The sequence below is a fragment of the Motilibacter peucedani genome, from assembly GCF_003634695.1.
In the GTDB taxonomy this organism is placed as follows: domain Bacteria; phylum Actinomycetota; class Actinomycetes; order Motilibacterales; family Motilibacteraceae; genus Motilibacter; species Motilibacter peucedani.
In genome coordinates this window covers 290,516-314,347 of the sequence record NZ_RBWV01000013.1, presented here as the reverse complement: position 1 = coordinate 314,347, position 23,832 = coordinate 290,516, and the positions used below count along the sequence as shown (strand labels likewise).

At 72.4% G+C, this 23,832-nt stretch carries 28 protein-coding genes and 1 pseudogene; 10 read left to right on the top strand and 19 right to left on the bottom strand.

Going from position 1 to position 23,832, the window contains the following annotated elements:
- Positions 1-34 precede the first annotated feature (34 nt).
- Both CLV35_RS14570 and CLV35_RS14565 read left to right on the top strand, forming a co-directional pair.
- The gene (locus CLV35_RS14570) at positions 35-904 is read left to right on the top strand and encodes a heme-dependent oxidative N-demethylase family protein (RefSeq protein ID WP_121194206.1); all 870 of its coding nucleotides are present in this window, start codon (positions 35-37) and stop codon (positions 902-904) included.
- 34 nt (positions 905-938) lie between these two features.
- Positions 939-1,688 (top strand): hypothetical protein, encoded by a 750-nt coding sequence (locus CLV35_RS14565; RefSeq protein ID WP_121194205.1) that lies wholly within the window; start codon positions 939-941, stop codon positions 1,686-1,688.
- Between the two features lie 13 nt (positions 1,689-1,701).
- Here the strand turns inward: CLV35_RS14565 and smpB are convergent, their stop codons facing one another.
- Genes smpB through CLV35_RS14550 form a run of 3 tightly spaced genes read right to left on the bottom strand, consistent with a single transcriptional unit; the run spans position 1,702 to position 4,363 of the window.
- Entirely contained in the window at positions 1,702-2,187 is a 486-nt protein-coding gene (gene smpB, locus CLV35_RS14560) for an SsrA-binding protein SmpB (RefSeq protein WP_121194204.1), read from the bottom strand.
- Positions 2,188-2,192: 5 nt separating this feature from the next.
- On the bottom strand, positions 2,193-2,972 hold the full coding sequence (locus CLV35_RS14555; protein ID WP_121194203.1) for a DUF72 domain-containing protein: 780 nt from the start codon (positions 2,970-2,972) through the stop codon (positions 2,193-2,195).
- A gap of 8 nt (positions 2,973-2,980) precedes the next feature.
- Positions 2,981-4,363, bottom strand: a complete 1,383-nt coding sequence (locus CLV35_RS14550; RefSeq protein ID WP_121194202.1) for a peptidoglycan DD-metalloendopeptidase family protein — start codon at positions 4,361-4,363, stop codon at positions 2,981-2,983.
- Between the two features lie 74 nt (positions 4,364-4,437).
- On the opposite strand from CLV35_RS14550, the gene CLV35_RS14545 reads away from it, so the two are divergent.
- Complete coding sequence (locus CLV35_RS14545; protein WP_121194201.1) at positions 4,438-5,256, top strand: AIM24 family protein; 819 nt, start codon at positions 4,438-4,440, stop codon at positions 5,254-5,256.
- Positions 5,257-5,300: 44 nt separating this feature from the next.
- Here CLV35_RS14545 and ftsX read toward each other — a convergent pair whose 3' ends face one another.
- Together ftsX and ftsE are read right to left on the bottom strand one after the other, a co-directional pair.
- Positions 5,301-6,215: a permease-like cell division protein FtsX gene (ftsX, locus tag CLV35_RS14540; protein ID WP_121194200.1), complete on the bottom strand. Its 915-nt coding sequence runs from the start codon at positions 6,213-6,215 to the stop codon at positions 5,301-5,303.
- A 16-nt stretch (positions 6,216-6,231) separates the two neighbouring features.
- A complete protein-coding gene (gene ftsE, locus CLV35_RS14535; RefSeq protein WP_121194199.1) occupies positions 6,232-6,921 on the bottom strand; it encodes a cell division ATP-binding protein FtsE in 690 nt (229 codons plus the stop codon).
- A gap of 231 nt (positions 6,922-7,152) precedes the next feature.
- Here ftsE and CLV35_RS14530 point away from each other — a divergent pair, with 231 nt between their 5' ends.
- Positions 7,153-7,350 (top strand): hypothetical protein, encoded by a 198-nt coding sequence (locus CLV35_RS14530; protein WP_121194198.1) that lies wholly within the window; start codon positions 7,153-7,155, stop codon positions 7,348-7,350.
- Between the two features lie 10 nt (positions 7,351-7,360).
- Here the strand turns inward: CLV35_RS14530 and CLV35_RS14525 are convergent, their stop codons facing one another.
- Together CLV35_RS14525 and prfB are read right to left on the bottom strand one after the other, a co-directional pair.
- Positions 7,361-8,335, bottom strand: a complete 975-nt coding sequence (locus CLV35_RS14525) for a hypothetical protein (protein WP_147431982.1) — start codon at positions 8,333-8,335, stop codon at positions 7,361-7,363.
- A gap of 89 nt (positions 8,336-8,424) precedes the next feature.
- Entirely contained in the window at positions 8,425-9,525 is a 1,101-nt protein-coding gene (gene prfB, locus CLV35_RS14520; protein ID WP_121194196.1) for a peptide chain release factor 2, read from the bottom strand.
- 140 nt (positions 9,526-9,665) lie between these two features.
- On the opposite strand from prfB, the gene CLV35_RS14515 reads away from it, so the two are divergent.
- From CLV35_RS14515 to CLV35_RS14505, 3 genes are read left to right on the top strand one after another with little or no spacing between them, the layout of a single operon-like run.
- Positions 9,666-10,616, top strand: coding sequence for an ABC transporter substrate-binding protein (locus CLV35_RS14515; RefSeq protein ID WP_121194195.1), 951 nt, complete (start codon positions 9,666-9,668; stop codon positions 10,614-10,616).
- Positions 10,613-11,467: an amino acid ABC transporter permease gene (locus CLV35_RS14510; RefSeq protein ID WP_231121833.1), complete on the top strand. Its 855-nt coding sequence runs from the start codon at positions 10,613-10,615 to the stop codon at positions 11,465-11,467. Before CLV35_RS14515 ends, CLV35_RS14510 begins: the two co-directional genes overlap by 4 nt.
- A complete protein-coding gene (locus CLV35_RS14505) occupies positions 11,464-12,201 on the top strand; it encodes an amino acid ABC transporter ATP-binding protein (RefSeq protein ID WP_121194193.1) in 738 nt (245 codons plus the stop codon). The genes CLV35_RS14510 and CLV35_RS14505 overlap by 4 nt, the downstream gene beginning before the upstream one ends.
- Before the next feature lie 114 nt (positions 12,202-12,315).
- On the opposite strand, the gene CLV35_RS14500 is transcribed toward CLV35_RS14505, so the two are convergent.
- The 12 genes from CLV35_RS14500 to CLV35_RS19755 form a co-directional block, all read right to left on the bottom strand.
- Positions 12,316-13,920: a methyl-accepting chemotaxis protein gene (locus CLV35_RS14500; RefSeq protein WP_121194192.1), complete on the bottom strand. Its 1,605-nt coding sequence runs from the start codon at positions 13,918-13,920 to the stop codon at positions 12,316-12,318.
- A 73-nt stretch (positions 13,921-13,993) separates the two neighbouring features.
- Positions 13,994-15,052, bottom strand: coding sequence for a substrate-binding domain-containing protein (locus CLV35_RS14495; RefSeq protein WP_231121832.1), 1,059 nt, complete (start codon positions 15,050-15,052; stop codon positions 13,994-13,996).
- Positions 15,053-15,164: 112 nt separating this feature from the next.
- The gene (locus tag CLV35_RS14490) at positions 15,165-15,671 is read right to left on the bottom strand and encodes a flavin reductase family protein (protein ID WP_231121831.1); all 507 of its coding nucleotides are present in this window, start codon (positions 15,669-15,671) and stop codon (positions 15,165-15,167) included.
- 45 nt (positions 15,672-15,716) lie between these two features.
- Positions 15,717-16,160: a pilus assembly protein TadG-related protein gene (locus tag CLV35_RS14485; RefSeq protein WP_121194190.1), complete on the bottom strand. Its 444-nt coding sequence runs from the start codon at positions 16,158-16,160 to the stop codon at positions 15,717-15,719.
- Positions 16,157-16,582: a pilus assembly protein gene (locus CLV35_RS14480; protein ID WP_121194189.1), complete on the bottom strand. Its 426-nt coding sequence runs from the start codon at positions 16,580-16,582 to the stop codon at positions 16,157-16,159. Before CLV35_RS14480 ends, CLV35_RS14485 begins: the two co-directional genes overlap by 4 nt.
- Complete coding sequence (locus CLV35_RS14475) at positions 16,579-16,983, bottom strand: TadE/TadG family type IV pilus assembly protein (RefSeq protein WP_121194188.1); 405 nt, start codon at positions 16,981-16,983, stop codon at positions 16,579-16,581. The genes CLV35_RS14480 and CLV35_RS14475 overlap by 4 nt, the downstream gene beginning before the upstream one ends.
- 3 nt (positions 16,984-16,986) lie before the next feature.
- A complete protein-coding gene (locus tag CLV35_RS14470; protein WP_231121830.1) occupies positions 16,987-17,199 on the bottom strand; it encodes a hypothetical protein in 213 nt (70 codons plus the stop codon).
- Between the two features lie 36 nt (positions 17,200-17,235).
- A complete protein-coding gene (locus tag CLV35_RS14465) occupies positions 17,236-18,171 on the bottom strand; it encodes a type II secretion system F family protein (RefSeq protein ID WP_121194187.1) in 936 nt (311 codons plus the stop codon).
- Positions 18,168-19,028: a type II secretion system F family protein gene (locus tag CLV35_RS14460; RefSeq protein ID WP_121194186.1), complete on the bottom strand. Its 861-nt coding sequence runs from the start codon at positions 19,026-19,028 to the stop codon at positions 18,168-18,170. The genes CLV35_RS14465 and CLV35_RS14460 overlap by 4 nt, the downstream gene beginning before the upstream one ends.
- Positions 19,029-19,031: 3 nt before the next feature.
- The gene (locus CLV35_RS14455) at positions 19,032-20,255 is read right to left on the bottom strand and encodes a CpaF family protein (RefSeq protein ID WP_121194185.1); all 1,224 of its coding nucleotides are present in this window, start codon (positions 20,253-20,255) and stop codon (positions 19,032-19,034) included.
- Between the two features lie 96 nt (positions 20,256-20,351).
- On the bottom strand, positions 20,352-20,522 hold the full coding sequence (locus CLV35_RS20145) for a hypothetical protein (protein ID WP_183061990.1): 171 nt from the start codon (positions 20,520-20,522) through the stop codon (positions 20,352-20,354).
- Positions 20,523-20,562: 40 nt separating this feature from the next.
- A complete protein-coding gene (locus CLV35_RS19755) occupies positions 20,563-20,820 on the bottom strand; it encodes a hypothetical protein (protein ID WP_147431981.1) in 258 nt (85 codons plus the stop codon).
- A 38-nt stretch (positions 20,821-20,858) separates the two neighbouring features.
- Here CLV35_RS19755 and CLV35_RS20910 point away from each other — a divergent pair.
- The 3 genes and pseudogenes from CLV35_RS20910 to CLV35_RS14435 form a co-directional block, all read left to right on the top strand.
- Positions 20,859-21,467 (top strand): annotated as a pseudogene (locus CLV35_RS20910) (DUF5937 family protein); the annotation flags it as partial.
- A gap of 224 nt (positions 21,468-21,691) precedes the next feature.
- Entirely contained in the window at positions 21,692-22,411 is a 720-nt protein-coding gene (locus tag CLV35_RS14440; protein ID WP_183061989.1) for a cellulose binding domain-containing protein, read from the top strand.
- A 72-nt stretch (positions 22,412-22,483) separates the two neighbouring features.
- Positions 22,484-23,791 carry an APC family permease gene (locus tag CLV35_RS14435; RefSeq protein WP_121194181.1) on the top strand — a complete coding sequence of 436 codons (1,308 nt, stop codon included), beginning with the start codon at positions 22,484-22,486 and terminating at the stop codon, positions 23,789-23,791.
- Positions 23,792-23,832: the final 41 nt, after the last annotated feature.

Here is a 23,832-nt window from a genome sequence, read left to right as displayed (position 1 = left end):
GCTCCCCAACGTACCCGCCGGTAGCGTTGTCCACATGCCGAGGCCGCGCTACCTGCCCTTCGAGCCGGGGCCGCACCGGCACAAGGTCGGCACGCGCACGCTCGACCCGGCCGCCTGGATCGAGCTCGGGCCGGACACCGACGCCCAGCTCGTCGAGAAGCGCCGGGTCCTCGACGTCCACCACGACGACGCGTTCGCCGTGCTGACCGGTCCACCCGGGCCTGGCGAGGACGCCGTCCGCGCGGCCTCGGCGGAACTGCTCGAGGTGCTGTCGGCGCACCTGGTTGCCACGTTCCCCGACCGGTACGCGGCGGTGCCCCCCGCCGCCGGCCTCCACCCCCTGGAGCTGGCCGCGCGCCTCGTTCCCGAGGACCTCTGCCTGCACCTGCCCGGCGACGACGGCGTCCTGCGGCTGGTGGCCGCCTGCGTCGCGTTCCCCTCGCGGTGGTCGCTGCGCGAGAAGCTCGGGCAGGCGGTCGGCGAGATCCACTCCCCCGTGCCCGGCTACGACCCGGCGATCCGTGGGCCGGTCGACCAGCTGCTCGACCGGCTGCCGCCCGGGCGCGTCCTCTGGCGGCTCAACGGCAGCCTGCTCGACGACCCGGCGCTGTTCCAGCCGGCCGGGCCGGCGCGGCACCGCGGCGTACGCGTACCCGAGGGGGTCGTGCTGCGGACCGAGCGCCAGACGCTGCGGCGGCTGCCGCGTACGGGTGCGGTCGTCTTCACCATCCGCACCTTCGTCGACCCGCTGGCGGTCCTCGCCGACGACCCGGCGGCGTGCGCCCAGGTCGCGGGGTGGCTGCGCGGACTGCCTGGGGCGACCGCCGGCTACAAGGGCCTCGAGCACAGCGGCCCTGCGGTGCTCGAGTGGCTCGACGAGCGGGCAGTGCACCCGATCGGGTGAGCAGGGTCGAGCCCCGGGTGCCGATGGGATCGTCGTGACACCTGACGAGCTCGACACGAACGAGGAACCCGTCCTCTCCGCCGCGGACTGGTCGGCCCTGCTGGCGCTGGGCACCGCTCCCGAGCGGGCGGCGGTCGTCGAGCGCCTGGGCGCCGACCTCGCGGCCCAGGTGCGGCGCCCGCTGCTCCAGCGCGCCGTCACGGTCGCGGTCAAGGCGCGGGCCGAGGCCTGGCGCGGCGCCCGCTCCGAGCAGGTCGCCGCCCGCCTCGACGACGAGGCCGACACGGCCACCTCGCGCCTGGCCAAGACGCTCGCCCACATGCGAGTGCAGCAGGATGAGCACATCGAGCCCGCCGCAGGCGCGGTGGTCGAGCTGTGCGGCCGCGACCTCGCGCTCGGCTGCTGGGCAGCTCAGGAGGTGCTCGGCATGGTCTACGTGCGCAACCTGGTGATGACCGCTCTGCGCAGCGCGAGCTTCGACCGCGACATCCTGCTCGAGCTCATCACCGCCGGCATCAGCGTCGAGCACGGCCTCGAGGTCGCCGCAGCGCTCGCCCGCTACTCCTGGTGGCCGACCCACATGCGCCGCAGCGTCGTGACCTTCCTCAAGAACGGCGGCGACGTCGACGAGGTGATGCGCTGCCTCAACGACGTGGCGTTCTCGCGGCTGAGCTCGATGCAGCAGCGGACCGCGCTCTCGATGCTGCAGGCCGAGGACACGCCCTACGGGATGGACGGCGTCGCCGTCGCGGCCACGCTGCGCGGCATCACGCTGACGCGCTGACGACGGCGCGGGCTCAGACGGCGGCGCGCTGGCGCCGACGGGCCGCGGACATCGCGCGGTCAGCCTCGCGCTTGCTCTGCTTCTCGAGCAGCGCCTGGCGCTTGTCGTAGTCGCGCTTGCCGCGGGCCAGCGCGAGCTCGACCTTGGCCCGCCCGTCCTTGAAGTAGAGCGAGAGCGGGACGACCGTCATGCCCTTGTCGCGGGTCTGGCCGAACAGCTTGTCGATCTCCAGCTTGTGGAGCAGCAGCTTGCGGGGCCGGCGCGGCGCGTGGTTGGTCCAGGTCCCCTGGGAGTACTCCGGGATGTGGACGTTGAGCAGCCACGCCTCGCCCTGGCGCAGCTCGGCGAAGCCGTCGACGAGCGAGGCGCGGCCCGCACGCAGCGCCTTCACCTCGGTGCCGGTCAGGACCATGCCGGCCTCGTAGGTGTCCTCGATCGTGTAGTCGTGCCGCGCCTTCTTGTTCTGCGCGATGAGCTTGCGCCCCTGCTCCTTCACCATGACGGCTACGAGGTTACTGCCTGCGCCGCGGGACCCACACCGAGTTCGGCCGCGAGCGCCCTCGCGTCGAACGGCGCGCGCACCTTCACGTCGTTGTCGAAGTAGACGAACGTGTCGCGACCGGCACCCAGCCACGCGCGTACGCGCTGCGCCCACGCCCGGATCGCCGGCGGGTCGTAGCCGCTGACGTAGAGCTCCTCCGAGCCGTGCAGCCGGGCGTAGGCGAAGTCGGCGGTGAGCTCGTCGAAGAACGGCCACTTGCCGGCCGTGTCGGCCGTGACCAGTGCGATCTCGTGCTGACGGAGCAGCTCGGGGAACGCCGGGACCTTGAACGAGTCGTGCCGCACCTCCATCGCGTGGCGCAGCGGCGCGCCGGTCGCCGGCACGGTGCGCGGGAGCAGGTCGAAGAACGCGCTGAGCCGGTCGGCGTCGAAGCCGAGGTTGGGCGGCAGCTGCCAGAGCACCGGGCCGAGCTTGGGTCCGAGCTCGTAGACCCCGCTCTCGAAGAACGTGGTGAGCGCCTGCTCGACGCCGGCCAGCTTCTTCATGTGGGTGATGAAGCGCGAGCCCTTCACGCTGAAGACGAAGTCGTCGGGGGTCGCGGCCGCCCACGCGCGGTAGGACTCCGGCTTCTGCAGCGCGTAGAACGAGCCGTTGACCTCGATCGAGGTCAGCTGGCGCGAGGCCCAGGACAGCTCGTCCTTCTGGCGCAGCCCCTTGGGGTAGAACTCGCCGCGCCACGGCTTGTAGGTCCAGCCGGAGATGCCGATGCGGGCCTGGGCCACGGCCGCTGCTAGAGCCAGCCGACGGGGTTCACGGTGGCGCCGTTCACGTAGACCATGAAGTGGACGTGGCAGCCGGTGGCATAGCCGGTCTGGCCGGTGTAGCCGATGACCTGGCCGCGGCTCACGTGCGTGCCGACGCCGACCGCGAACCGCTCCTGGTGGCTGTAGGAGGTGACGACAGGTACGCCGTTGATGATGCCGTGGTCGATGGCGAGCTGGTTGCCGTAGCCGTTGAGGTTCTGAGCCCAGATCACCGTGCCGTCGGCCGCCGCGTGGATCGGGGTGCCGCAGGCGGCGCCGAAGTCGGTGCCGTCGTGCAGCTTCCAGACGTGGAGCACCGGGTGCAGGCGCATGCCGTAGGGCGAGGTGATCGGCCCGCTGTTGGGACGCGAGAGGGTGCCGCCGCCGATGGTGGTGGTGCCGCCGCCCGAGCTCCCGCCGCTCGAGCCGCTGTCGTCGGAGCCGCTGGAGCCGCCCGAGCTCCCTGAGCCGGCGCTGTCGCGCGCCTGGGCCGCCGCGCGGGCCGCGGCGGCCCTCTTGGCGGCTGCCCGCTCCTCCGCCGCGATGCGCGCCCGCTCGCGGGCGGCCGCCTCGATCGCCCGCTGGCGGATGAGCCCGGCGAGGCGCCGGCCCTCCGCCTCCTGGGCGGCGAGGCGGGCGCGCTCGTCGGCCTCCTTGCCCTTGAGGGTGGCCGTGGCGGACGCGGCCTCCGCGGAGGCCGAGGAGGCGGACTGCCGCGCGCTCGCGGCGGCCGCCTCGGCGTCCTCGCGGACCACGACGTTGGCCGCGGCCTGGGCCTTGAGACCGGCGATCTGCTGCTTCTTGGCGGTGACGGCCGCCTGCCGCGAGCGCAGGTCGGCCCGCAGCGCGTTGAGCTGGCGGACCACCGAGCCCTGGCTGCGCAGCGCGCCCTGGACCATCTGGATGCGGTCGGCGAAGTCCTGCGGGCTGGTGGCGTCGAGGAAGACGTCGAGGGTTCCCGAGCGCCCGCTGGTGTAGGCCTGCCGCGCGAGAGACCCGACCTGGCGGCGGCCGGCGTCGAGCTGGCTGGCCGTCTCGGCGACGTCCTTCTCGGCCTGAGCCTGCTCGCCCTCGGCGAGGTGGAGGCGGGCGGCGAGCGCCGCGTCCTTCTGGCGGGCGGTGTCGAGCGCGTACTCGGCCGCGCTCTCGCGCTGGCGCGCGGCGTCGAGCCGGTCGGCGGCCTGCTTCTGCGCGACGACCGCGGCGGCCACGTCCTGCTGCACGTCGGCCAGCGAGTTGCGCAGCGCGGCGGCTGCCTCGTCGGCGGCGCGCTTCTGCTGGTGCAGCTTGTCGTCTGCCTGCGCCGGCCCCAGCAGGCCGCACGTGAGCGCGGCGAGCAGGAGGGTGACCAGGAGGGGGCGCAGACGCACGGTCGCTAGTCCACCACCGCCCGGGCGCCCAGCCCCGCAGGCGCGCCGAGGCAGGGGTGCGCGAGGATCAGGACGTGACCCTCGACGTGACCCTGGTCGGCACGACCACCAAGATCGCCGTGCTCAACCTCAAGCCCGGACAGGTCGTCTACAGCGAGGCGGGCAAGTTCCTGTTCGCCTCCGACGACGTGGTGATGGAGACCAAGCTGTCGGCGCCGAGCGCGCCCGGCCAGCCCGCCGCCGCTCCCGCGGGGGCCGGCGGCGCCTTCGGCGGGCTGCTGCGCGGCGCGATGGACGCCGGCAAGCGCATGCTCGCCGGCGAGTCGTTCGCCTTCACCCACTTCCACACGACCGGCGGCGACGGGCTGCTCGGGCTGGCCGGCGTCATCCCCGGCGAGATGCGCGCGCTGGAGCTCGACGGGGCGACCACCTGGTTCGCGGAGAAGGACGCCTTCGTCGCCGCCGAAGCGGGGGTCAACTTCGACATCGCCTTCTCGGGGCTGCGCCAGGGCATGTCGGGCGGCGAGGGGTTCGTGCTCGAGAAGTTCACCGGCGTCGGCACCCTGCTGATCGCGGGCGCGGGCGACTTCATCGACATCAACCCGGCCGACTACGGGGGCCGCATCCGGGTCGACACCGGCTGCATCGTGGCGTGGGACTCGAGCATCCGCTACGGCGTGCAGCGGGTCGGCGCGATGAACCGCCAGGGCGCCATGAACGCGCTGTTCGGCGGCGAGGGCATGTCGCTCGCCACCGTCGAGGGCAACGGCCGGGTGATCCTGCAGTCGCTCACGCTCGACGGGCTGGCCAAGGCGCTGGAGAAGAACGCCGGAGCCGGGGACAAGAAGACCGGGCTCGGCATGGGCGGGATCTTCTCCGGCAGCGCCGACTGACCCCACCCGCTCTCCCCACCCTCGCGATGACGGCTCAGGCGGGGTCAGACGCGGAGGTGGCGGCGCAGGGTGAGCAGGGCGGCGAAGGAGGCCAGCCCGACGCCGAGCGCGACCACCCACGGAGCCGTCGCCCAGACGTCACCCCAGTTGATGAAGGGCACGGCGGGGATCTTCTCAGCGGCCTGGTCGAGGATGATGAACTTCTCGAAGGCGGCCATCGAGGCCACGGTCAGGCCCGCGCCGAGCAGGCCGGCGAGCGCCCCCTCGAGCAGGAACGGCAGCTGGATGTAGAAGTTCGACGCGCCGACCAGCCGCATGATCCCGGTCTCGCGCCGCCGCCCGTAGGCTGCGACGCGGATCGTGTTGGCGATCAGCAGGGCCGCCGAGAGCACGGTGAGGCCCGCCACCAGGAACGCGGCCAGCTGGAGCCGCGACAGGATCGTGAAGAACTTCTCGAGCACCTGGCGGCTGTCCTCGACGGTCGAGACGCCCGGCTGGTTCTCGAACCTCGAGGCGATCACGTCGAACTGCTCGGGGTTCTTCAGCTTGACCCGGAAGGACTCGGGCAGCGCCGAGGGGTCGACGTCCTGGCTGATCGACTGGTCCTTGTAGATCTCCTTGAACCGCTTGTAGGCCTGGTCGCGCGACTCGTAGTAGACGGTCTGCACCTCGGGCATCGCCTGGAGCTCCGAGCGGATGCCCTCGCGCTGCGCCTCGGTCACCTCGCCCGACGCGCAGCCCGCCGCGGTGGTGTCGGCGTCGTCCTTGGTGCACAGGTAGACCGAGACCTCGATCTTGTCGTACCAGTAGCCCTTCATCGTGTGGACCTGCTGGCTGAAGAGCAGGCCGGCAGCGAAGAAGCCGAGCGCGATCCAGGTCGTGATGACGACCGAGATCGTCATGGTCAGGTTGCGGCGCAGGCCGATGAGGACGTCGGACGCGATGACGCGCAGGCGCACGGGCAGGAGCTCCTTCTCAGCGCGAGTAGCCGTAGACGCCGCGCGACTGGTCGCGCACCACCCGGCCCTCGTCCAGTTCGACGACGCGCTTGCGCATCTGGTCGACGATGTCGTCGTCGTGGGTGGCCATGACGACGGTCGTGCCGGTGCGGTTGATGCGGTCGAGCAGCCTCATGATGCCGACGCTCGTGGCCGGGTCGAGGTTCCCGGTCGGCTCGTCGGCCAGCAGGATGGTGGGCCGGTTGACGAACGCGCGCGCGATGGCCACGCGCTGCTGCTCGCCGCCGGAGAGCTCGTCGGGCATGCGGCCCGCCTTGCCGTCGAGGCCGACCAGGTCGAGCACCTCGGGCACGACCCTCTTGACGGTCGCGCGCGGCTTGCCGATCACCTCGAGCGCGAACGCGACGTTCTGCTCGACCGTCTTGTTCGGGAGCAGGCGGAAGTCCTGGAACACGACGCCGATCTGGCGGCGCAGCGCCGGCACCTTCCACGACGAGAGGCGGCCGACGTCGCGCCCGGCGACGAAGACCTGGCCCTTGGTCGCCTTCTCCTCCTTGAGCACGAGGCGCAGGAAGGTCGACTTGCCCGACCCGGAGGGGCCGACGAGGAAGACGAACTCGCCCTTGACGATCTCGACGTCGACGTCAGCAAGCGCGGGACGGGCGGTGCGCGGGTAGGTCATCGTCACGGAGTCGAAGCGGATCACAGGTCGACCATCTGCTCGGGGACGTTGCGTCGGGGGACGGTGTGCTCGGGGCCACGGCACGCCGGGGACTACGCGCGCCGGGCGACGCGTTGTCGCCGCTGCGGCCCCGACGACGCCAGCCAGTCTAGGTGCGAGATGCCCGAGTTCTGGGCACCCTGGACTCCAGCCGCGCGTTGGACGAGCCGAGAGCCAGCACGAGGCCCGCACTGGGGCGAGGGAAGGGGGTCGGCCGTGGTCGACGCGTACGACCGTGGTGCGCTCCGCCCTGTGTGCGCGGCGTGCAACCGGCCGGCGGACGAGGGCAGCTGCCCGACGTGCCGCGGCTACCGCACCGGTCCGCCCGAGGGTGGCGGCCCCTCCGGCAGCGTCCTGCTGGCCGTGGCCGCCGGCCTGCTGGCGCTGTGGGTGGTCCTGCTGCTGGTGGGCTAGCCGTCGCGCGTCAGGCGTGCCGCTTCCACAGCACCCCGCGTACGCCGCCGTCGACCGGCGCCGTGCCGACCACCCCGCCCTTGCCGTCGACCGCGCGCGCCGTGCCCGGACCGACCACGGTCAGGCGGTCGCGCCGCCAGGTCAGCGCGAGGCAGGCACCCGTCGCCGTCCTGCAGACGGTGCCCGCCGCGCGGTCGTGCGCGCCGGCCGTGCCCGTGACAGAGGCGTACGCCGGGCCTCCGGTCCCTGCTGGCAGCGGCAGCCGGTGCAGCCGGCCGGAGGCGTCCCACCGCACCGCACGAGCGGGGATGCCTCCGGCGGCGTAGTCCGACACCGTGCCGTAGACGGCCCCGTCCTCCACGTCCGACACCGCCACGGCCAGTCCGGCCGGCGCCTCGAGGGCGACGGCCCGGCCGCCGGTCCAGAGCACCGGCGGGGTCGCCAGCGCGTCCACCAGGTCCCCGGCGGGGTCGAGCAGCGTGGCGCGCTGCAGCGCGCCCGACGTGAGGTCGGCGACGGCCGCCAGCGAGCCGGCGCGCCAGACGTACGACCTGTCGTCGCCCCGGCGCAGCAGGACCCGGCCGCCGCGGTCGACGTCAGCGACGTACCAGGCGCCCGGCGAGAGGTCCAGCAGCTCAGGCTGGTAGTCGGGCGACCGCCACTGCACCACGCGAGGAGCGCCGTCGGCACCGGTGGCGCCGCCGGTGACCGTCCCCGAGTCGTCGAGCCCGGCCACGCTCGAGCCGGTGGTGCCCGCGGGGTCGCGCAGGGTACGCAGCCCGCCGTCCCGGGTGACGACCTGCGCCTCCCCCGTCGGCTCGACGCGCCCCAGCACGACACGGTGCGCGTTCACCGCGACCGGGACGAACCCCGGGCCGCCGAGCACCCTGGTCGCAGGCTCGCCAGCCTGCGCCGGCAGGAGGCCGGCCGAGCCGAGGGCCGCGCCGAGCGCTGCAGCCACCACCACTGCACGGGCACGCGCCATAGCGGTCTCCCTCGACCCCCGTGGGGACGGCGGCGCGCCGACCCGCTGAGGGCAGCGTCCCGCGCCGCCGAGGCGACGCGCAAGCAGGATCAGGCGCTCTTGCGCCAGCGGATCCCGGCCTCGATGAAGTCGTCGATCTCGCCGTCGAGCACGGACTGGGTGTTGCCGGTCTCGTAGTCGGTGCGCAGGTCCTTGACCATCTGGTAGGGGTGCAGCACGTAGGAGCGCATCTGGTTGCCCCACGAGCCGGACGAGTCGCCCTTGAGCGCGTCCATGCGCGCCTGCTCCTCCTGGCGGCGCCGCTCGAGCAGCTTGGCCTGGAGGACGGCCATCGCCGAGGCGCGGTTCTGGATCTGCGAGCGCTCGTTCTGGCAGGAGACGACGATGCCGGTCGGCAGGTGCGTGATGCGCACCGCCGAGTCGGTCGTGTTGACGCCCTGGCCGCCGGGGCCGCTCGACCGGAAGACGTCGACGCGGATGTCGTCGTCGGGGATCTCGACGTGGTCGTCGGACTCGACGACGGGCAGCACCTCGACGCCGGCGAAGCTGGTCTGGCGCCGGCCCTGGTTGTCGAAGGGCGAGATGCGGACGAGCCGGTGGGTGCCCTGCTCGATCGACAGGGTGCCGTAGGCGTAGGGCGCGGCCACCTTGAAGGTCGCCGACTTGATGCCCGCCTCCTCGGCGTAGGAGGTGTCGTAGACCTCGGTCTTGTAGCCGTGTCGCTCGGCCCAGCGCAGGTACATCCGCATGAGCATCTCGGTGAAGTCGGCGGCGTCCACGCCCCCGGCCTCCGCCCGGACCGTGACCAGGGCCTCGCGGGCGTCGTACTCGCCGTTGAGCAGGGTCTGGACCTCGAGCGCCTCGACGTCCTTCTTCAGCTTGTCGAGCTCGGCGAGCGCCTCGTCGCGGGTGTCCTGGTCCTCCTCGCCCTCGGCGAGCTCCCACAGCACGGCGAGGTCGTCGATGCGCGAGCGGATGCCCTCGACCCGGCGCAGGCTGCCCTGCAGGTGGGAGAGCCTGCTGGTGACCTTCTGCGCCGCCTCGGGGTCGTTCCAGAGGTCGGGCGCGCCGGACTGCTCCTCGAGGTCGGCGGCCTGCGCACGCAGCGCGGGCAGGTCGAGGACCTTCTCCACGCTGGTCATGGTCGCGTCGAGGGACTTCAGCTCGTCGGAGAACTCAGGGCCGGCCACGAGGGTCAAGCCTACGGGCTCGGGCTCAGGGCCGGACGACGCGGAACGCACCTGCGCGCTTCCTGACCGGTTCGGAAGATGACCTTGATAATCTGCGGGCACCGCCCGTCGCGCTCGCGCACGTCCTCGAGGAACCCTGCATGAAGCTCCGCTCGCTCGTCGCCATCGCCGCCCTCGCCTCGGCCGTCACCGCCTGCGCCCAGGAGAAGGACGACTCGACAGCGCCGTCCTCCTCGAGCGCTCCGGCCGCGTCCTCGCCGGTCCTCACCTCCCCCTCGCCGGCCGACACGGGCGCCGCCAGCGCCGCACCCAGCGACAGCTCCGCCGCCCTGCCGGCCTCGTGCACCAAGGACTCGCTCGCCACCCGCACCAAGGGCACGCTGACCGTCGGCACCGACAAGCCGGCCTACGACCCCTGGTTCGCCAAGGACGACCCGAGCAACGGCCAGGGCTACGAGTCCGCGGTCGCCTACGCCGTCGCCGACCGCCTCGGCTTCGCCAAGACCGACGTGAAGTGGATCGTCGCGCCCTTCAACAGCGTGGCCACCCCGGGCCGCAAGAAGTTCGACGTCGACATCAACCAGGTGTCGATCACCGACGAGCGCAAGAAGGTCGTCGACTTCAGCTCGGGCTACTACGACGTCGCCCAGGCGGTCATCGCGCGCAAGGACTCCCCCATCGCCGGCGCCACCACGGTCGCCCAGCTCAAGTCCGCGAAGCTCGGCGGGCAGATCGGCACCACGAGCTACCAGACGCTGACCGACGTCGTGAAGCCCACGCACAAGGTGGCGGCCTACCGCACCAACGACATCGCGAAGGCGGCGCTCAAGAACGGCCAGATCGACGGCCTCGCCGTCGACCTCCCCACCGCCTTCTACATCACCGCGGCCGAGATCCCCGACGCGAAGATCGTGGGCCAGTTCCCGGCCGAGTCGGGCGGCGAGCAGTTCGGCATGGTGCTCGAGAAGGGCAGCGCGCTCACCTCGTGCGTCACCGCGGCGGTCGACTCGCTGCGTACCGACGGCACCCTCGCCGACCTGCAGTCGCAGTGGCTCGCCAAGACGGTCGGCGCGCCGGTGTTCGGAGAGTGAGCGAGGCCTACACCCCCTCCGCCCGCCAGCTCGAGCGCGAGCGCTACCGGCGCGCGCGCTCGCGCCGCTCGACGGCCGTCGCCGCGCTGACGACGCTGGTCCTGCTCGCGGTCGTGGTGGCGCTGGTCACCAGCGCGCCGGGGTGGCCGCCGTTCCGCGAGTCGTTCCTCAGCGCCCACTACGCGAAGGAGGCGCTGCCCGACGTCCTGCGCGGGCTGTGGCTCAACCTGCGGCTCATGGTGGTCTGCGAGGTGTGCATCCTGGCGCTCGGGCTGACGCTGGCGGTGATGCGTACGCTGCGTGGCCCGGTCGCGTTCCCGCTGCGGCTGTTCGCGGCGGTCTACACCGACCTGTTCCGCGGGATCCCGCTGCTGCTGGTGCTGCTGCTGCTGGGCCTGGGGGTGCCGGCGCTGCGGCTGACGGGCGTCACCGACAGCGTGGTGTTCTGGGGCGGCGCCGCACTGGTGCTGACCTACTCCGCCTACGTCGCCGAGGTCTTCCGGGCCGGCATCGAGTCGGTGCACCCCTCGCAGCGGGCCGCTGCCCGGTCGCTGGGGCTCAGCTACGGCCAGTCGATGCGCCACGTCGTGCTGCCGCAGGCGGTCCGGCGCGTGGTGCCCCCGCTGCTCAACGACCTCGTCTCGCTGCAGAAGGACTCGGGCCTGGTCTCGATCCTCGGGGCGACCGACGCGATCCAGGCGGCAGCCATCATCACCGGGCGCTCGTTCAACTTCACGCCCTACATGGTCGCCGGGCTGGTGTTCGTCGCCCTCACGATCCCCATGACGCGGCTCACCGACTACGTCGCGGCCCGCTCGGGCGGCCTGCCGGTGCACGGGAACGTCCTGTGAGCGAGCCGCTCCTGCGCCTCGAGCAGGTGCGCAAGAGCTTCGGCGCCACCCAGGTGCTGCGGGGCATCGACCTCGAGGTGCCGGCCCACTCGGTCACCGCGCTCATCGGCGCGAGCGGGTCGGGCAAGTCGACGCTGCTGCGCTGCGTCAACCTGCTCGAGGTCGTCGACGACGGCGTGGTGTGGCTGGAGGGCAGCGACATCTCCGACCCGCGCGTCGACGTCGACTCGGTGCGCCAGCAGATCGGCATCGTGTTCCAGGCCTACAACCTGTTCCCGCACCTCTCGGTGCTCGACAACGTCACGCTCGCTCCGCGCAAGGTGCGGCGTAACGGGCGCGCCGAGGCCGAGACCGAGGCTCGCCGGCTCCTCGAGCGGTTCGGGCTGGCCGACAAGGCGAAGGACTACCCCGACCGGCTCTCCGGCGGCCAGCAGCAGCGCGCCGCGATCGCCCGCGCCCTGGCCATGCGGCCCAAGCTGCTGCTGCTCGACGAGGTGACCAGCGCGCTCGACCCAGAGCTCGTCGGCGAGGTGCTCGACGTCGTCCGCGAGCTCAAGGACGAGGGCATGACGATGGTGCTGGCCACGCACGAGATGTCGTTCGCCCGCCAGGTGGCCGACCAGGTGTGCTTCCTCGAGTCCGGCGTCGTGGCCGAGCGCGGCACCGCGGCCGACGTCTTCGAGCGGGCGGCCGACCCGCGTACGCAGCGCTTCCTGCGCCGCGTCACGGGCTGACGTCGCGCCGCCGCGCGACCAGGCACAGCAAAGGGGCGCCAGCCGTAGGAGATCTCCTACGGCTGGCGCCCTGTTGATCAACGTACGTGATCAACGTCCCGACGGACAGCGACCTCAGTAGCGGAAGTGCGACACCATCGTCTGCAGCTCGTGGGCCATGGTGCTGAGCTCGCTGACGGCCTCCTTGGACTGGGCGACACCGGCGGTGGTGACGTGCGAGGCGTCGGCCAGGCCGGCGATGTTGTCGGCGATGCCCGCGGCGCCGGCGGCGGCGGCCGCGACGCTGCGGTTCATCTCGGCGGTGGTGGCCGTCTGCTCCTCGACCGCGCTGGCGATCGTGGTCTGGAAGTCGTTGATCTGGCTGATGACGGCGCTGATCTCGCCGATCGCCGACACGGCGCCCTCGGTGTCGCTCTGGATCGCCATGACGCGCTTGGCGATGTCCTCGGTGGCCCGCGCGGTCTCCTGCGCCAGCTCCTTGACCTCGTTGGCGACGACGGCGAAGCCCTTGCCCGACTCGCCGGCCCGAGCGGCCTCGATCGTCGCGTTGAGCGCCAGCAGGTTGGTCTGCTCGGCGATCGTGGTGATGACCTTGACGACGGTGGCGATCTCGGTGCTGGAGGCTCCGAGCTTGCCGATCTGCGCCGTGGTCGACTCGGCGAGCTGCACGGCCTGGCTGGCGACGCGGGCGGCCTCGTTGGTGTTGTGGGCGATCTCGTCGATCGAGACGCGCATCTCCTCGGCGCCGGTGGCGACAGTCTGGACGTTGGAGGAGACCTCGGCGGCGGAGTCGGACACGCGGCGGGCCTGCTCCCCCGACTCGTTGACGGACGAGCTCATCGCGGCGGCGGTGGAGGACATCTCCTCGGCAGCGGCGGCGACGGCGTGGGCGGAGCCCGACACCGAGCCGACGACCTCGCGGATGCCGGCGAGCGCCTGGTCGAGCGCGCGGGCCATCTGGCCCATCTCGTCCTGGTGCGGCACGTCGGCCGAGACGGTCAGGTCGCCCTTGGCCATCGCCTCGAGCGAGGCCCGAACCTTGCGCAGCGGGCGGGTGATCGAGACGACCACGACGTACGCGATGAGGCAGACCACGAAGGCCGCGAGGACCACGACGAACCACAGCAGGTGCGTCGCGCTGCTGCGCTGCGCGGCGGCGGCCTTCTCCGCGTGGGCGACGGCCTTCGAGAAGCTGTCGCGGTTGTTCTTCAGCACGGCGCTGACGAGGTAGTTGTCGACGTCGATCTGCTCCCACGACAGGCGAGCGGTCTCCGGGTCGGCACCGGCGTTCTTCACGAAGCGGGTGATGACGCCCTCGTAGTCGGTGTAGACGTCCTTCAGCGTCTGCACGCCGGCCTTCTGCGCCTTCGGCAGCTCGGCGGCGGTCAACTGGTCCAGGGTGGTGTTGGTGCGCGTGATCTGGTCCTGCAGCACCTGGACCTGCGCGGCCGGGTCAGGTCGGACGATCGCCTGCAGCCCGTCCACCTTGAGCTCGCTGGCGAGCCGGTCGAGCTGGAGGACCAGCGCCGCGGCGGAGTTGAGGTTGCGCAGCTGCTCGGAGGTCTGGGCAGCCGTGCGGTTGGTCTTCGCGGTCACGGCGACGCACGAAGCGAGCGCCAGGAGGCTGGCGACGACGAGGGCGACGAGCTTGACGCGTACGGGACGGTCGAGGAACGAGCCGGCGAGGCGGCTCGGGAGGGGGGCGGGCGTGGTACCCATGCGACTGGCTCCTGGTTCTGCGTCCGCGCGCGCGGACCTGAGGGGATGCGGGGTGGTCAGGACGTGCGCAGCCTCAGGAGAGGTCGCTGCTCTTGTAGTAGCCGCTGTCGACCAGGACGCCCTGGTAGTTGGCCTTCGTGACGCTCACCGGCTGGAGGAGGAAGGTCGGCACGACCTTGACGCCGTTGTTGTACTGCTTGGTGTCGTTGACGCGCGCGGTGTCGCCGTCGAGGACGGCGTTGGTCATCTGCACGGCGACCTTGGCCAGCTCACGGGTGTCCTTGAAGATGGTCTCGGTCTGCTCGCCGGAGGCGACCAGCTTGACCGACTCGAGCTCGGAGTCCTGGCCGGTGATCGCGGGCCACGGCTTGCCGGCGGCGCCGTAGCCCTTCTCGCCGAGCGCCGCGAGGATGCCGCGGGCCAGGCCGTCGTTGGGGGCCAGCACGCCGTCGAGCGTCACGCCCGCGTCAGGGCCGGCGAGCAGCTTCTCCATGCGGGCCTGGGCAGTCTTGCCGTCCCAGTTGGGCGTCGCGACCTTGGCGAACTCGGTCTCGCCGCTGACGACCTTGATCTTGCCGGAGGCGATGTAAGGCTTGAGCACGCTCATCGCGCCGTCGAAGAAGAAGCCGGCGTTGTTGTCCTTGGGGTCGCCTGCGAAGACCTCGATGTTGAGCGGGCGCGTCGCCTTCGCCACGTTCAGCCCGTCGAGCAGCGCCTGGCCCTGCAGGACGCCGACCTTCGCGTTGTCGAAGGTCGCGTAGTAGTCGACGTCGCTGGTGCCGGTGATGAGGCGGTCGTACGCGATGACCGGGATCTTCTTCGCCGCAGCCTTGGCGAGGACGTCCTTGAGGGCACCGCCGTCGACGGAGCCGACGATGAGCGCCTTGTCCCCGTGGTCGATCATGGCCTGGATCTGCGTCACCTGGGTCGCCGGCGCCTTGTCGGCGTTGGTCACCTCGGTCTTGTAGCCCAGCGCGGTGAGCTGCTTGACCATGTTGTCCGCGTCGCTCGCCCAGCGCGAGTCGCCCTGCGGCATGGCGACGCCGACGGTGACGGCGGGCGCCTCGGCGGCCGCGCCGGACCCTGAGCCGGAGCAGCCGGCGAGGCTGCACGCGAGGGCGACGCCCGCCACCGCGTACCGAAGTGAACTAGACCGCACGAGATCCTCCAGGAACCACGGACCCCGCCTACCGGGGACGCGGAGTTCTCTTCGGCACCTGCGACGCGGACTTGAACGCGGAAGATCACGGTTCGAGCGCTGTGTGGTCCCCGAGCCCGTGGTAGCGGCGGTCGTGGTAGACGAGCGGTGCGGCGTCGCCGTCGACGCGGGCCTCGAGCACGCGCCCGACCAGCAGGGTGTGGTCGCCGACGGGCACCCGCTGGGCCGTCTCGCAGCGCAGCCACGACGCCGCGTCGAGCAGCAGCGGCTCGCCCGTGGGCAGCCGGGTCCACCGCGTGGGAGGCGCGAACCGGTCCACGCCCGTGGTGGCGAAGCGCTGGGCCACGGCGGCGTGCTCGTCGGCGAGCAGGTTGACGACGAAGGTCGAGGCGCTCAGCAGCGTCGGCGCCGTCGACGCGCCGGACGCGAGGGCGAACGAGACCATCGGCGGCTCGAGCGAGACGGAGGCCAGGGAGGTGGCGGTGAGCCCGGCGGGCCCGTCGCCCGCGTCGGCCGTGACGACGACCACGCCGGCCGGGTGGCGACGGAAGGCCGCCCGGAAGGTGGCTGCGTCGACCGGGTCCAGGTTCACCTCCCGATCCTCCCTCAGGCCCGTGCCGGACGCCCTGCGGGGGCGTCAGCGCAGCGGTGAGTGCGCGGTCGACGACGCAGTGATGCGTAGGGTGCGGCGCCCGCCGCTGATGCGGCCGACGAACGGCAGCGCGACGGTAGCCGTGAGCTCGACCGTGACGCTGGTGGCGCCCGGGTCCAGGTCGACGGAGCGCACGCGTACGGAGCGGTAGTGCTCGTCGAGGTCGGTGCGGGCGAGGTACGCGGTGGCGCGCGACCGCGCGCTCCTCGCCTCGATCGGCAGCCGGGTCAGCGACTCGTCGTAGAGGCGGTCGCGGTCGAGGGCGCCGGCAGCGTAGAGCGCCGCGCCGTCGCTGGCGGCGACCAGCGAGCGACGGGCCAGGAAGGCGGCCGACGAGTCGGTGATCACCGCGACCAGCCCCACGAGGATGGCGACGAAGCCCAGGAGCAGCGGCGTGATCGAGCCGTCGTCGCCGCGCAGCCGCCTCACCGGTACTCGTCCACGACGGCGAGCGCCTGTGCACGCACGGGCACGGCGGCGTGGGAGAGGAAGCCCGGCAGGAACGGCAGCGGCACGCGGGTGCGGACGGTGACGGTGACGAAGCTGCCGGGCGCCAGGCTGCCCGAGACGGCGATGCGCTCGCGGCTCGACGAGGCGTCGAAGTCCGTCATGACGAGGTGGGCAGCGGCGCGTGCCCGGGCTTCAGCGGCGGCGTCCGCGTCGCCCTGCGTCGTGACGTAGGCGCGACTGCCCTCGCGAGCGGCGGCGGCCGCCGCGTAGGAGGCGTTCTGCGCCGAGAACGCCGCCAGCATCACCCACGTCAGCGGCACCAGCAGCAGCACGGCCAGGAACACCGTCTCGATCAGCGCGCTGCCGCCGTCGGTGGTCACCGGCTCGTCGACGGGGGTCATGCACCCTCGTCCACGGCGTGCGCCGTGACGTCGATGCCGCCGTCGACGCCGGCGAGCCAGCCGACCAGCGGCAGGTCGGCCTGCACCCGCACCCAGACCGTCGGCAGCCCGTCGTCGGACGAGGTGCCCGCGGTGACGTGCTGGCCGAGCCCGCTGCCGAAGGAGCCGCTCACCAGCGAGGCGGTGGCGACGCGGCCGTCGACCGGCGTGCGGTCAGCGGCCGCGGCCACGCGCGCGCCCTCGGCCGCCTCGGCCTGCAGCGTGTTGCGCACGTGCAGGACGAGGCCGAACTGCAGGATCGCCAGCACCATCGGCACGACCACCGCGACGACCAGGCAGAACTCGACGACCGCCGCGCCCGAGTCGTCGTGGAGCGCGCGTCGCAGTGCCGGCGGCCGCACGGGTCAGTGCTTCGAGGTGGCCGAGGTGAAGGCGTCGTCCAGGAGGTCGTGGAGCTGGTCCTGGGCGAAGGTCCACAGCACGCCGACGATGCCCGCGGTCATGACGGTGATCAAGACCCAGGCCGGGACGTCGCCGCGGTCGTCGGAGTCGGCGGCCGCAGCCGCTCGGGCGGCGAGCGAGTGGACTGCCCTGGTCAGGGCGAGGGAGGCGGACATGAAGAGGTCTTCCTTCGTGGTTGCGGTTTGCGGTGATCAGCCGGCGATGTCGAGCGAGACGACGCCGGGGTAGAGGGCGAAGACGATCGTGACCGGGAGCACGAGGAAGACGACAGGCATCATCATCCCGATCTCCTTGCGGCCACCGGCTTCGAGCAGGTCGCGCTTGCCGAGCTCGCGCACGTCCGTGGCCTGCGCGCGCAGCACGTCGGCCAGCGGCGTTCCCCGGTCGACGGCGACGGCGACGCCGTCGACGAAGCGGGCGAGCGGGGCGAGCGACGTGCGGGCAGCGACGCCCTGCAGCGCGGTCACGAGCGACGCGCCGGCTCGCGCGTCGGCGAGCGCACGCGAGAGCTCGCGGGTCAGCTCGCCGGAGCTCAGGCCGCAGACGCGCTCGAGCGCTCCGGCCGCCCCTTCACCGGCGCTGACGGCGAGCGCCAGCATCTCTGCGACGGTCGGGAACTCCTGCACCATGCGCTGCTCGCGCTTGGTCACCTGGGCCCCGAGCCAGTAGTCGCGCGCGAGCACTCCCCCGGCTGCTGCGACGAGGCAGAGCAGCGCCAGCGGGACAGGTCGACCCTTGCCGCTGCTGAGCATCGCGAGCGAGAGAGCGAGCCCGCCACCCAGACCGGCGGCACCCCACAGCACCTGCTCGGCACGGAACTGCTCGAGGCTCAGCGGACTCGCCGACTGCTCGAGCTTGCGGCGCACGGAAGCACTGCCACCGAGCACGTTCTCGAGCACGCGAGCGGCGTCGCGCACCGCCGGACCGACGATGCGCTCGAGAGTCGGGAACGGCGTGAGAGAGCGCGACTCCTGCAGCAGCCGGGACACCCGTGGCGTGTCGCGCAGGTAGGGGGCGAGCCGGTCGTCCAGCCGCGGACGGCGGAACACCGGCAGCCGCCAGAACGCGGTCACCGCGCCGAAGCCGGCGACCAGGCCGAGCAGTGCCCCGAGCAGGCTGCGGCTCATCGCAGCACCCGCTCTTCTTCGGGCAGGCGTGCGATCTGCAGCATCAGCCGGTAGGCCAGCAGGCAGACGCCACCGCCCACGAGCAGCACGACCGCCCCGGCCGCCGAGTTGAACGCCGCGACACCGTCGGGGTTGAAGGCGAGCAGGCCGAGGACGAGCCAGGGTGCTGCAACGGCGAGCCGGGCACCGTTGACGGTCCAGCTCTGGCGGGCCTGCAGCTCGGCGCGGGCCCGCGCCTCCTCGCGCAGGAAGCCGGACAGCGTACGCAGCAGCCGCCCGAGGTCCGAGCCGCCGACCTCGCGCGCGAGGCGCAGCGACTCGACGATGCGGTCGCCGACCGGGTCGGCCAGCGAGGCCTTGAGCCGGTCGAGGCACGGGCCGAAGCGCCCGGTGGCGCGGTAGTCCTCGCCGAAGCGTACGAAGTGGCTGCGCAGCTGCTCCGGGCCTCGCGCGCCCACCTGGGTCAGGGCTTCGGGCAGCGAGAGCCCGGCGCGTACGCCGCTGGCCAGATTGTCGACGACCTCGGGCCACAGCTCGCGCAGGTCGGCACGGCGCTTGCGCTGGCGCATCCGGACGAGCCCGAGCGGCGCGTAGGCGGCCATGCTGGCGAACGCGGTCGCCACCACGGGTGAGTGCGACACCAGCGCCATCACCAGCAGGACGACGACGCCGGTGCCGGCGCACGCGCCGACCAGGGCGAGCGGCGTCACCGACTCGACGCCCGCCTGGGCGAGCATGTCGGACATCCGCTCGGACAGGCGCGGGGTCGTGCGCGGCTTCGGCTCCCGGGGCGGGCCGAACGACAGCCACACCAGCAGCAGGCCCGCGCCGAACGCGAGACCGATCAGGGCACCCATGGCTCAGGCCGCCTGCAGTAGTCGGGCGAGGTCGAAGCCGCTGCGGGCGAATCGCTCCTGGTGCGGCGGCCAGCCCTCGGCACGCACGAGCCGGCCGTCGCGGGTCGTGAAGATGTCGGCCGTCTCGACGACGTCGCCCTCGACCCGGCCAGGCACCGCGACGATCTCCCGCACCCGCCGGGTGCCGTCGGCCTCGGTGGCCGCGTGCACGACGAGGTCGACGCAGGACGCGACCGTGGGGACGACGAACTGGTGGGTCACGTTCTCGCCGGCGAGCAGCGGCAGGGTGCACAGCTTCTGCACGGCCTCGCGGGCGCTGTTCGCGTGGATCGTGCACATGCCGGGAAGGCCGCTGTTGAGGGCGATGAGCAGGTCGAGGCTCTCCTCCTGGCGCACCTCGCCCACGACGATGCGGCTCGGGCGCATGCGCAGCGCCTCCTTGACCAGGCGGCGCAGCTTGATCTCGCCGGTGCCCTCGAGACTCGGCTGCCGGCACTGCATCGCCACGATGTCGTTCAACGGAGCCTTCAGCTCGAAGGTCTCCTCGCAGGTGATGACCCGCTCGCGCGGAGGGACCGCTGCCAGCAAGCAGTTCAGCAGCGTCGTCTTGCCCGCCTGCGTGCCGCCCGCGACCAGGATGTTGAGCCCGCTCGCGACCGCCGCCTCCAGGAACCGCGCGGCCGGCGCGGTCAACGAGCCGAGGCCCACCAGGTCGTCGAGGTGCGTCGCGCGCACCACGAACTTGCGGATGTTGACCGACCAGTGCGCCCGCGTGATGTCGGGGATCGCGACGTGCACGCGGGCGCCCGAGGGCAGCGATGCGTCGACGAACGGGGAGCTCACGTCGATGCGCCTGCCCGACGGCTTGAGCATCCGCTCGACCAGGTCACGCACGTCCTCGGCGGTCAGGATCGTCGTGGTCAGCTCCGCCACCCCGTGCCGGGCGATGAACACCTTGTTCGGCTCGTTGATCCAGATCTCCTCGACCGTCGGGTCGTCGAGGTAGCGCTGGATCGGGCCGAGCCCCGCCACCGCGTCGAACACGTCCCGTGCGGTGCCGCGGGCGTCGAGGAGGGCCGGCAGCGAGCCGTCGAGGCTGCGCTCGTCGTAGTCGGCGATCACGTCGTCGACCAGGCGGCGAACGGCCGCCTGCTCGCTCGCCGGGTCGATGCCGCGGCGGCGGACCAGCTCGCGGACCTCGTCCTCGACGACGCTCGACGCGTGCACCTGACCCACCCTCCAGCCGAACGGACACCGGGGCTCCCCGGACGACGTACAGGGTGCGGTGGAGAAAGTAGGCCGAAAGCCGGTACGCGTGGGCGCTCACCCGATCGAACTGTGGATGACCTCCACCTGCGCGAAGATCGGCACGGAGCGTCGACCAACGGCTACGCGCCGGGCTGCGCGGTAGTTTCGGCGGCGTGCGAAGGAGTCCACGTCGGTGATGCGCTTCGTCGTCGGGGAGCGCGACGTCCTGTCGAGCAGGTTGGCCATCTCCCCCGTCTTCGAGCTCGACAACCTGCTGCGCCTGCTGTCAGGCCGCACCCGCCGCCGTCTCGGCCAGCCCTGGGTGAGCGAGCTGCGGCCCGCGTTCGTCGAGCTGCGCACGCGGGTGCCCGTGGATGCGGTGCTCGCTCTGCAGCACATGGCCATGAGCGCCAACTTCATCGCGCCACCGCCACGCGGTGCTCAGCAGACGATCGAGGACGACATCGCCGCGGTGCGCGAGACGCCCACGCGACTCGCCCGGCAGGAGATCCGCCGTGCCCTCGAGCTCGAGCCTGTCGTCCATCCTGCCGTGCGCGACATGCTCCAGCGCCGAGACGTCGTGCAGGTGCTCGCCACACCCTCGAGGCCGCCTGGCAAGCGCTGCTGGCCCAGCACTGGCCGCACCTGCGACTGCTGCTGGAGCTCGACATCCACCACAGGTCCGCGCTGCTCGCCGACCGCGGATGGGCCGGCGTCCTCGACCAGATGCACGACACCGTGCGGTGGCGGGCGGGAGCCGTGGAGATCACGCGCGGCGTCACCCAGACGCGGGAGCTGAACGGCGAGGGCATCCTCTTCGTGCCCTCGATCTTCGTCCACCCCGGCGTGGCCGCCTACATGGAGCCGGCCTGGGCACCCACCCTCGCCTACCCGGCGCGCGGTGCGGCTGCACTGCTGCTCGGCAGGCCACCGGGCCCTTCGCAGGCGCTCGCACGGCTCATGGGCGCGACGCGCGCGAGGCTGCTCGTCGAGCTCGCCTCCCCCGCCTCGACGAGCGAGCTCGTCCAGGCGCTCGGCCTCCCGCTCGGGAGCGTCGGCGGCCACCTGTCGCGTCTGCGGGCGGCGGGCCTGGTCGAGGGCCGGCGCGACGGCCGGTCCGTCACGTACCACCGCACTCCCACGGGGCACGCGCTGGTGGCCGCGAGCGGCGGCGTCTTGTCCGGGACTTGACGGATGCACCGGGTCGTGGTCGGTCGGCGGAGCGACCGACCACGGCACCCCCGTGGCGCACCAGACGGTCACAGCAAGGGTGACCCGACTGCACGCCTTTCGTCGTCGGTCGAAACAGAGGGACCAGTCCGATGGCCGTGGGGAGGGTCTGTCGACGGCGCCGTCGGCGTCGGTCAGGAAGTGCAGGTCGCCTCCAGTCATCGAGCCCAGGAGACCCAGTGCGCGTGAAGACCGGCCCCGCCGTCCTGGCCGTCGCCACCCTGACCGCGAGCATCGCTACGCCAGTCGGAACTCCGGCCAGCGCTTCGTCGAGGCCTGCGCCGACGACGACCGTCGAGTCGTGCAAGGCCGTCTACTCGCTGAACGGGACGTGGACGGGCCGAGCCACCGGCTTCACGTCGACCCTGCGCGTCTACAACACCACCACGGCGTCCGTGACCGACTGGACGCTCGTGTTCACCTTCTCCGGGGCCGGTCAGCGCGTCACCCGCCTCTGGGACGGGACCTTCAGCCAGCTCGGCCACCGGGTGACCGTCCACCCGACCGCAGCCAACCGCACCATCGCGGCAGGCAAGCAGCTGACCATCGGGTTCGTCGCTTCCGGCGTCGACGGCAGTCCGCGCTCCGTGACCCTGTCAGGCACCGCCTGCACCGAGACGGCCTCCCGAGGGCATGTCGTACCCGGCGCGGCAGCGGCGCTGCACAACGCCCTCGCCTCCCAGGTGGCGGCCGGGCATGCGTCAGGAGGGACCCTGCTCGCCCTGCGCCACCGCGTCAGCCAGATGCAGCGCGACGAGTCCCGTGACAACGTCAAGGCCGAGATCAGCCATCTCAACGGCTTCATCCGTGAGTTCCACTGGCCCGCCGCCAAGGTCGATGTGACACCCGAGGGCACCACAGCCCTGCTGGCAGTGGCGCAGGCGACCCTCACCAACCTGCGCTGAGCGCCGCCACCGGCCGGCCTCCACGCCGACGGCACAGTTTCGCGGCAGCGCCCGGGAGGCACACCTCGATCCATGAGCCAGCCCAGCCTCAAGCGCGCGGTGACGACCCCGTTGCTCTTCCTGTTCATCCTCGGGGACGTCCTCGGCGCCGGCGTCTACGTGCTGGTCGGTCAGATCGCCCAGGAGTCCGGCGGGGCGGTGTGGCTCCCGCTGGTCATCGCCCTGCTCCTCGCGCTGCTCACAGCCAGCTCCTACGCCGAGCTGGCGACGAAGTACCCGCGAGCCGGCGGGGCCTCCCACTACGCGAACCTCGCCTACGGCTCCTTCGCCGGCTTCGTCGTCGGCTTCTGCATGCTCGCCGCGGGCATCGTGTCGGTCGCGGCGCTCGCGCGCGGCTTCGGCGGCGACTACCTCAACGAGTTCGTCGACCTCCCGGTGGCAGCGGTCGCCGTGGTCTTCCTGCTCCTCCTGGCGCTGCTCAACGCGCGCGGCATCAAGGAGTCGCTGCGCGCCAACACCGTCGCCACCCTGATCGAGGTGAGCGGTCTCGTCCTCGTGGTCGTCCTCGGCGCCTGGGTCGCGCTGCGCGGCGACGCCGACTACAGCCGACTCACCGACGTGGGCACGCCCCAGCACGGCGCGGCGGCCGCGCTGCTGAGCGGCTCGGTGCTCGCGTTCTACTCCTTCGTCGGCTTCGAGACCTCGGTCAACATCGCGGAGGAGACCAAGGACCCGCGGCGCTCCTACCCGCGGGCGCTCTTCGGCGCCCTGGTGGTGGCGGGCGTCATCTACCTGCTCGTCGGCCTGGCCGCCAGCTCCGTCGTGCCGACCGACACCCTGGTCAAGTCCAGCGGGCCGCTGCTCGAGGTCGTGCGCGAGGCCGGCGGCGTGCCCGACAAGCTCTTCAGCGCGATCGCCCTGGTCGCCGTCGCCAACGGCGCGCTGCTCACGGGGATCATGTCCTCCCGGCTGACCTACGGCATGGCGCGCGACGGCCTGCTGCCCTCGCCCCTGGCGCGGGTGTTGCCCGGTCGGGGTACGCCGTGGGTCGCCATCGCGGCGACGAGCGGACTCTCGATCATCCTCGCCGTGACGGGTGACGTCGGCACGCTCGCCTCCACGCTCGTGCTGATGCTGCTCATCGTCTTCGTCGCCGTGAACTCGGCCGTGCTCGTGCTGCGCCGCAAGCCCGGGCCCGACGCCGTTGCGGACCACTACCGCACGCCGACGGTGCTCCCCTTCCTGGCCATCGCCTCGTGCATCGTGCTGTTCACGCAGATCGAGGGCGAGGTGTGGGTACGCGGTCTGATTCTCGTCGCCGTCGGCCTGGCCCTGGGCGCGGTGGCGAGCCTGCGCCGGCCCAGCCCGGTGCCGGCCTGACAGCGTCCGGCTCGATTGGGGTTGCCACGAACGGGCGGAGT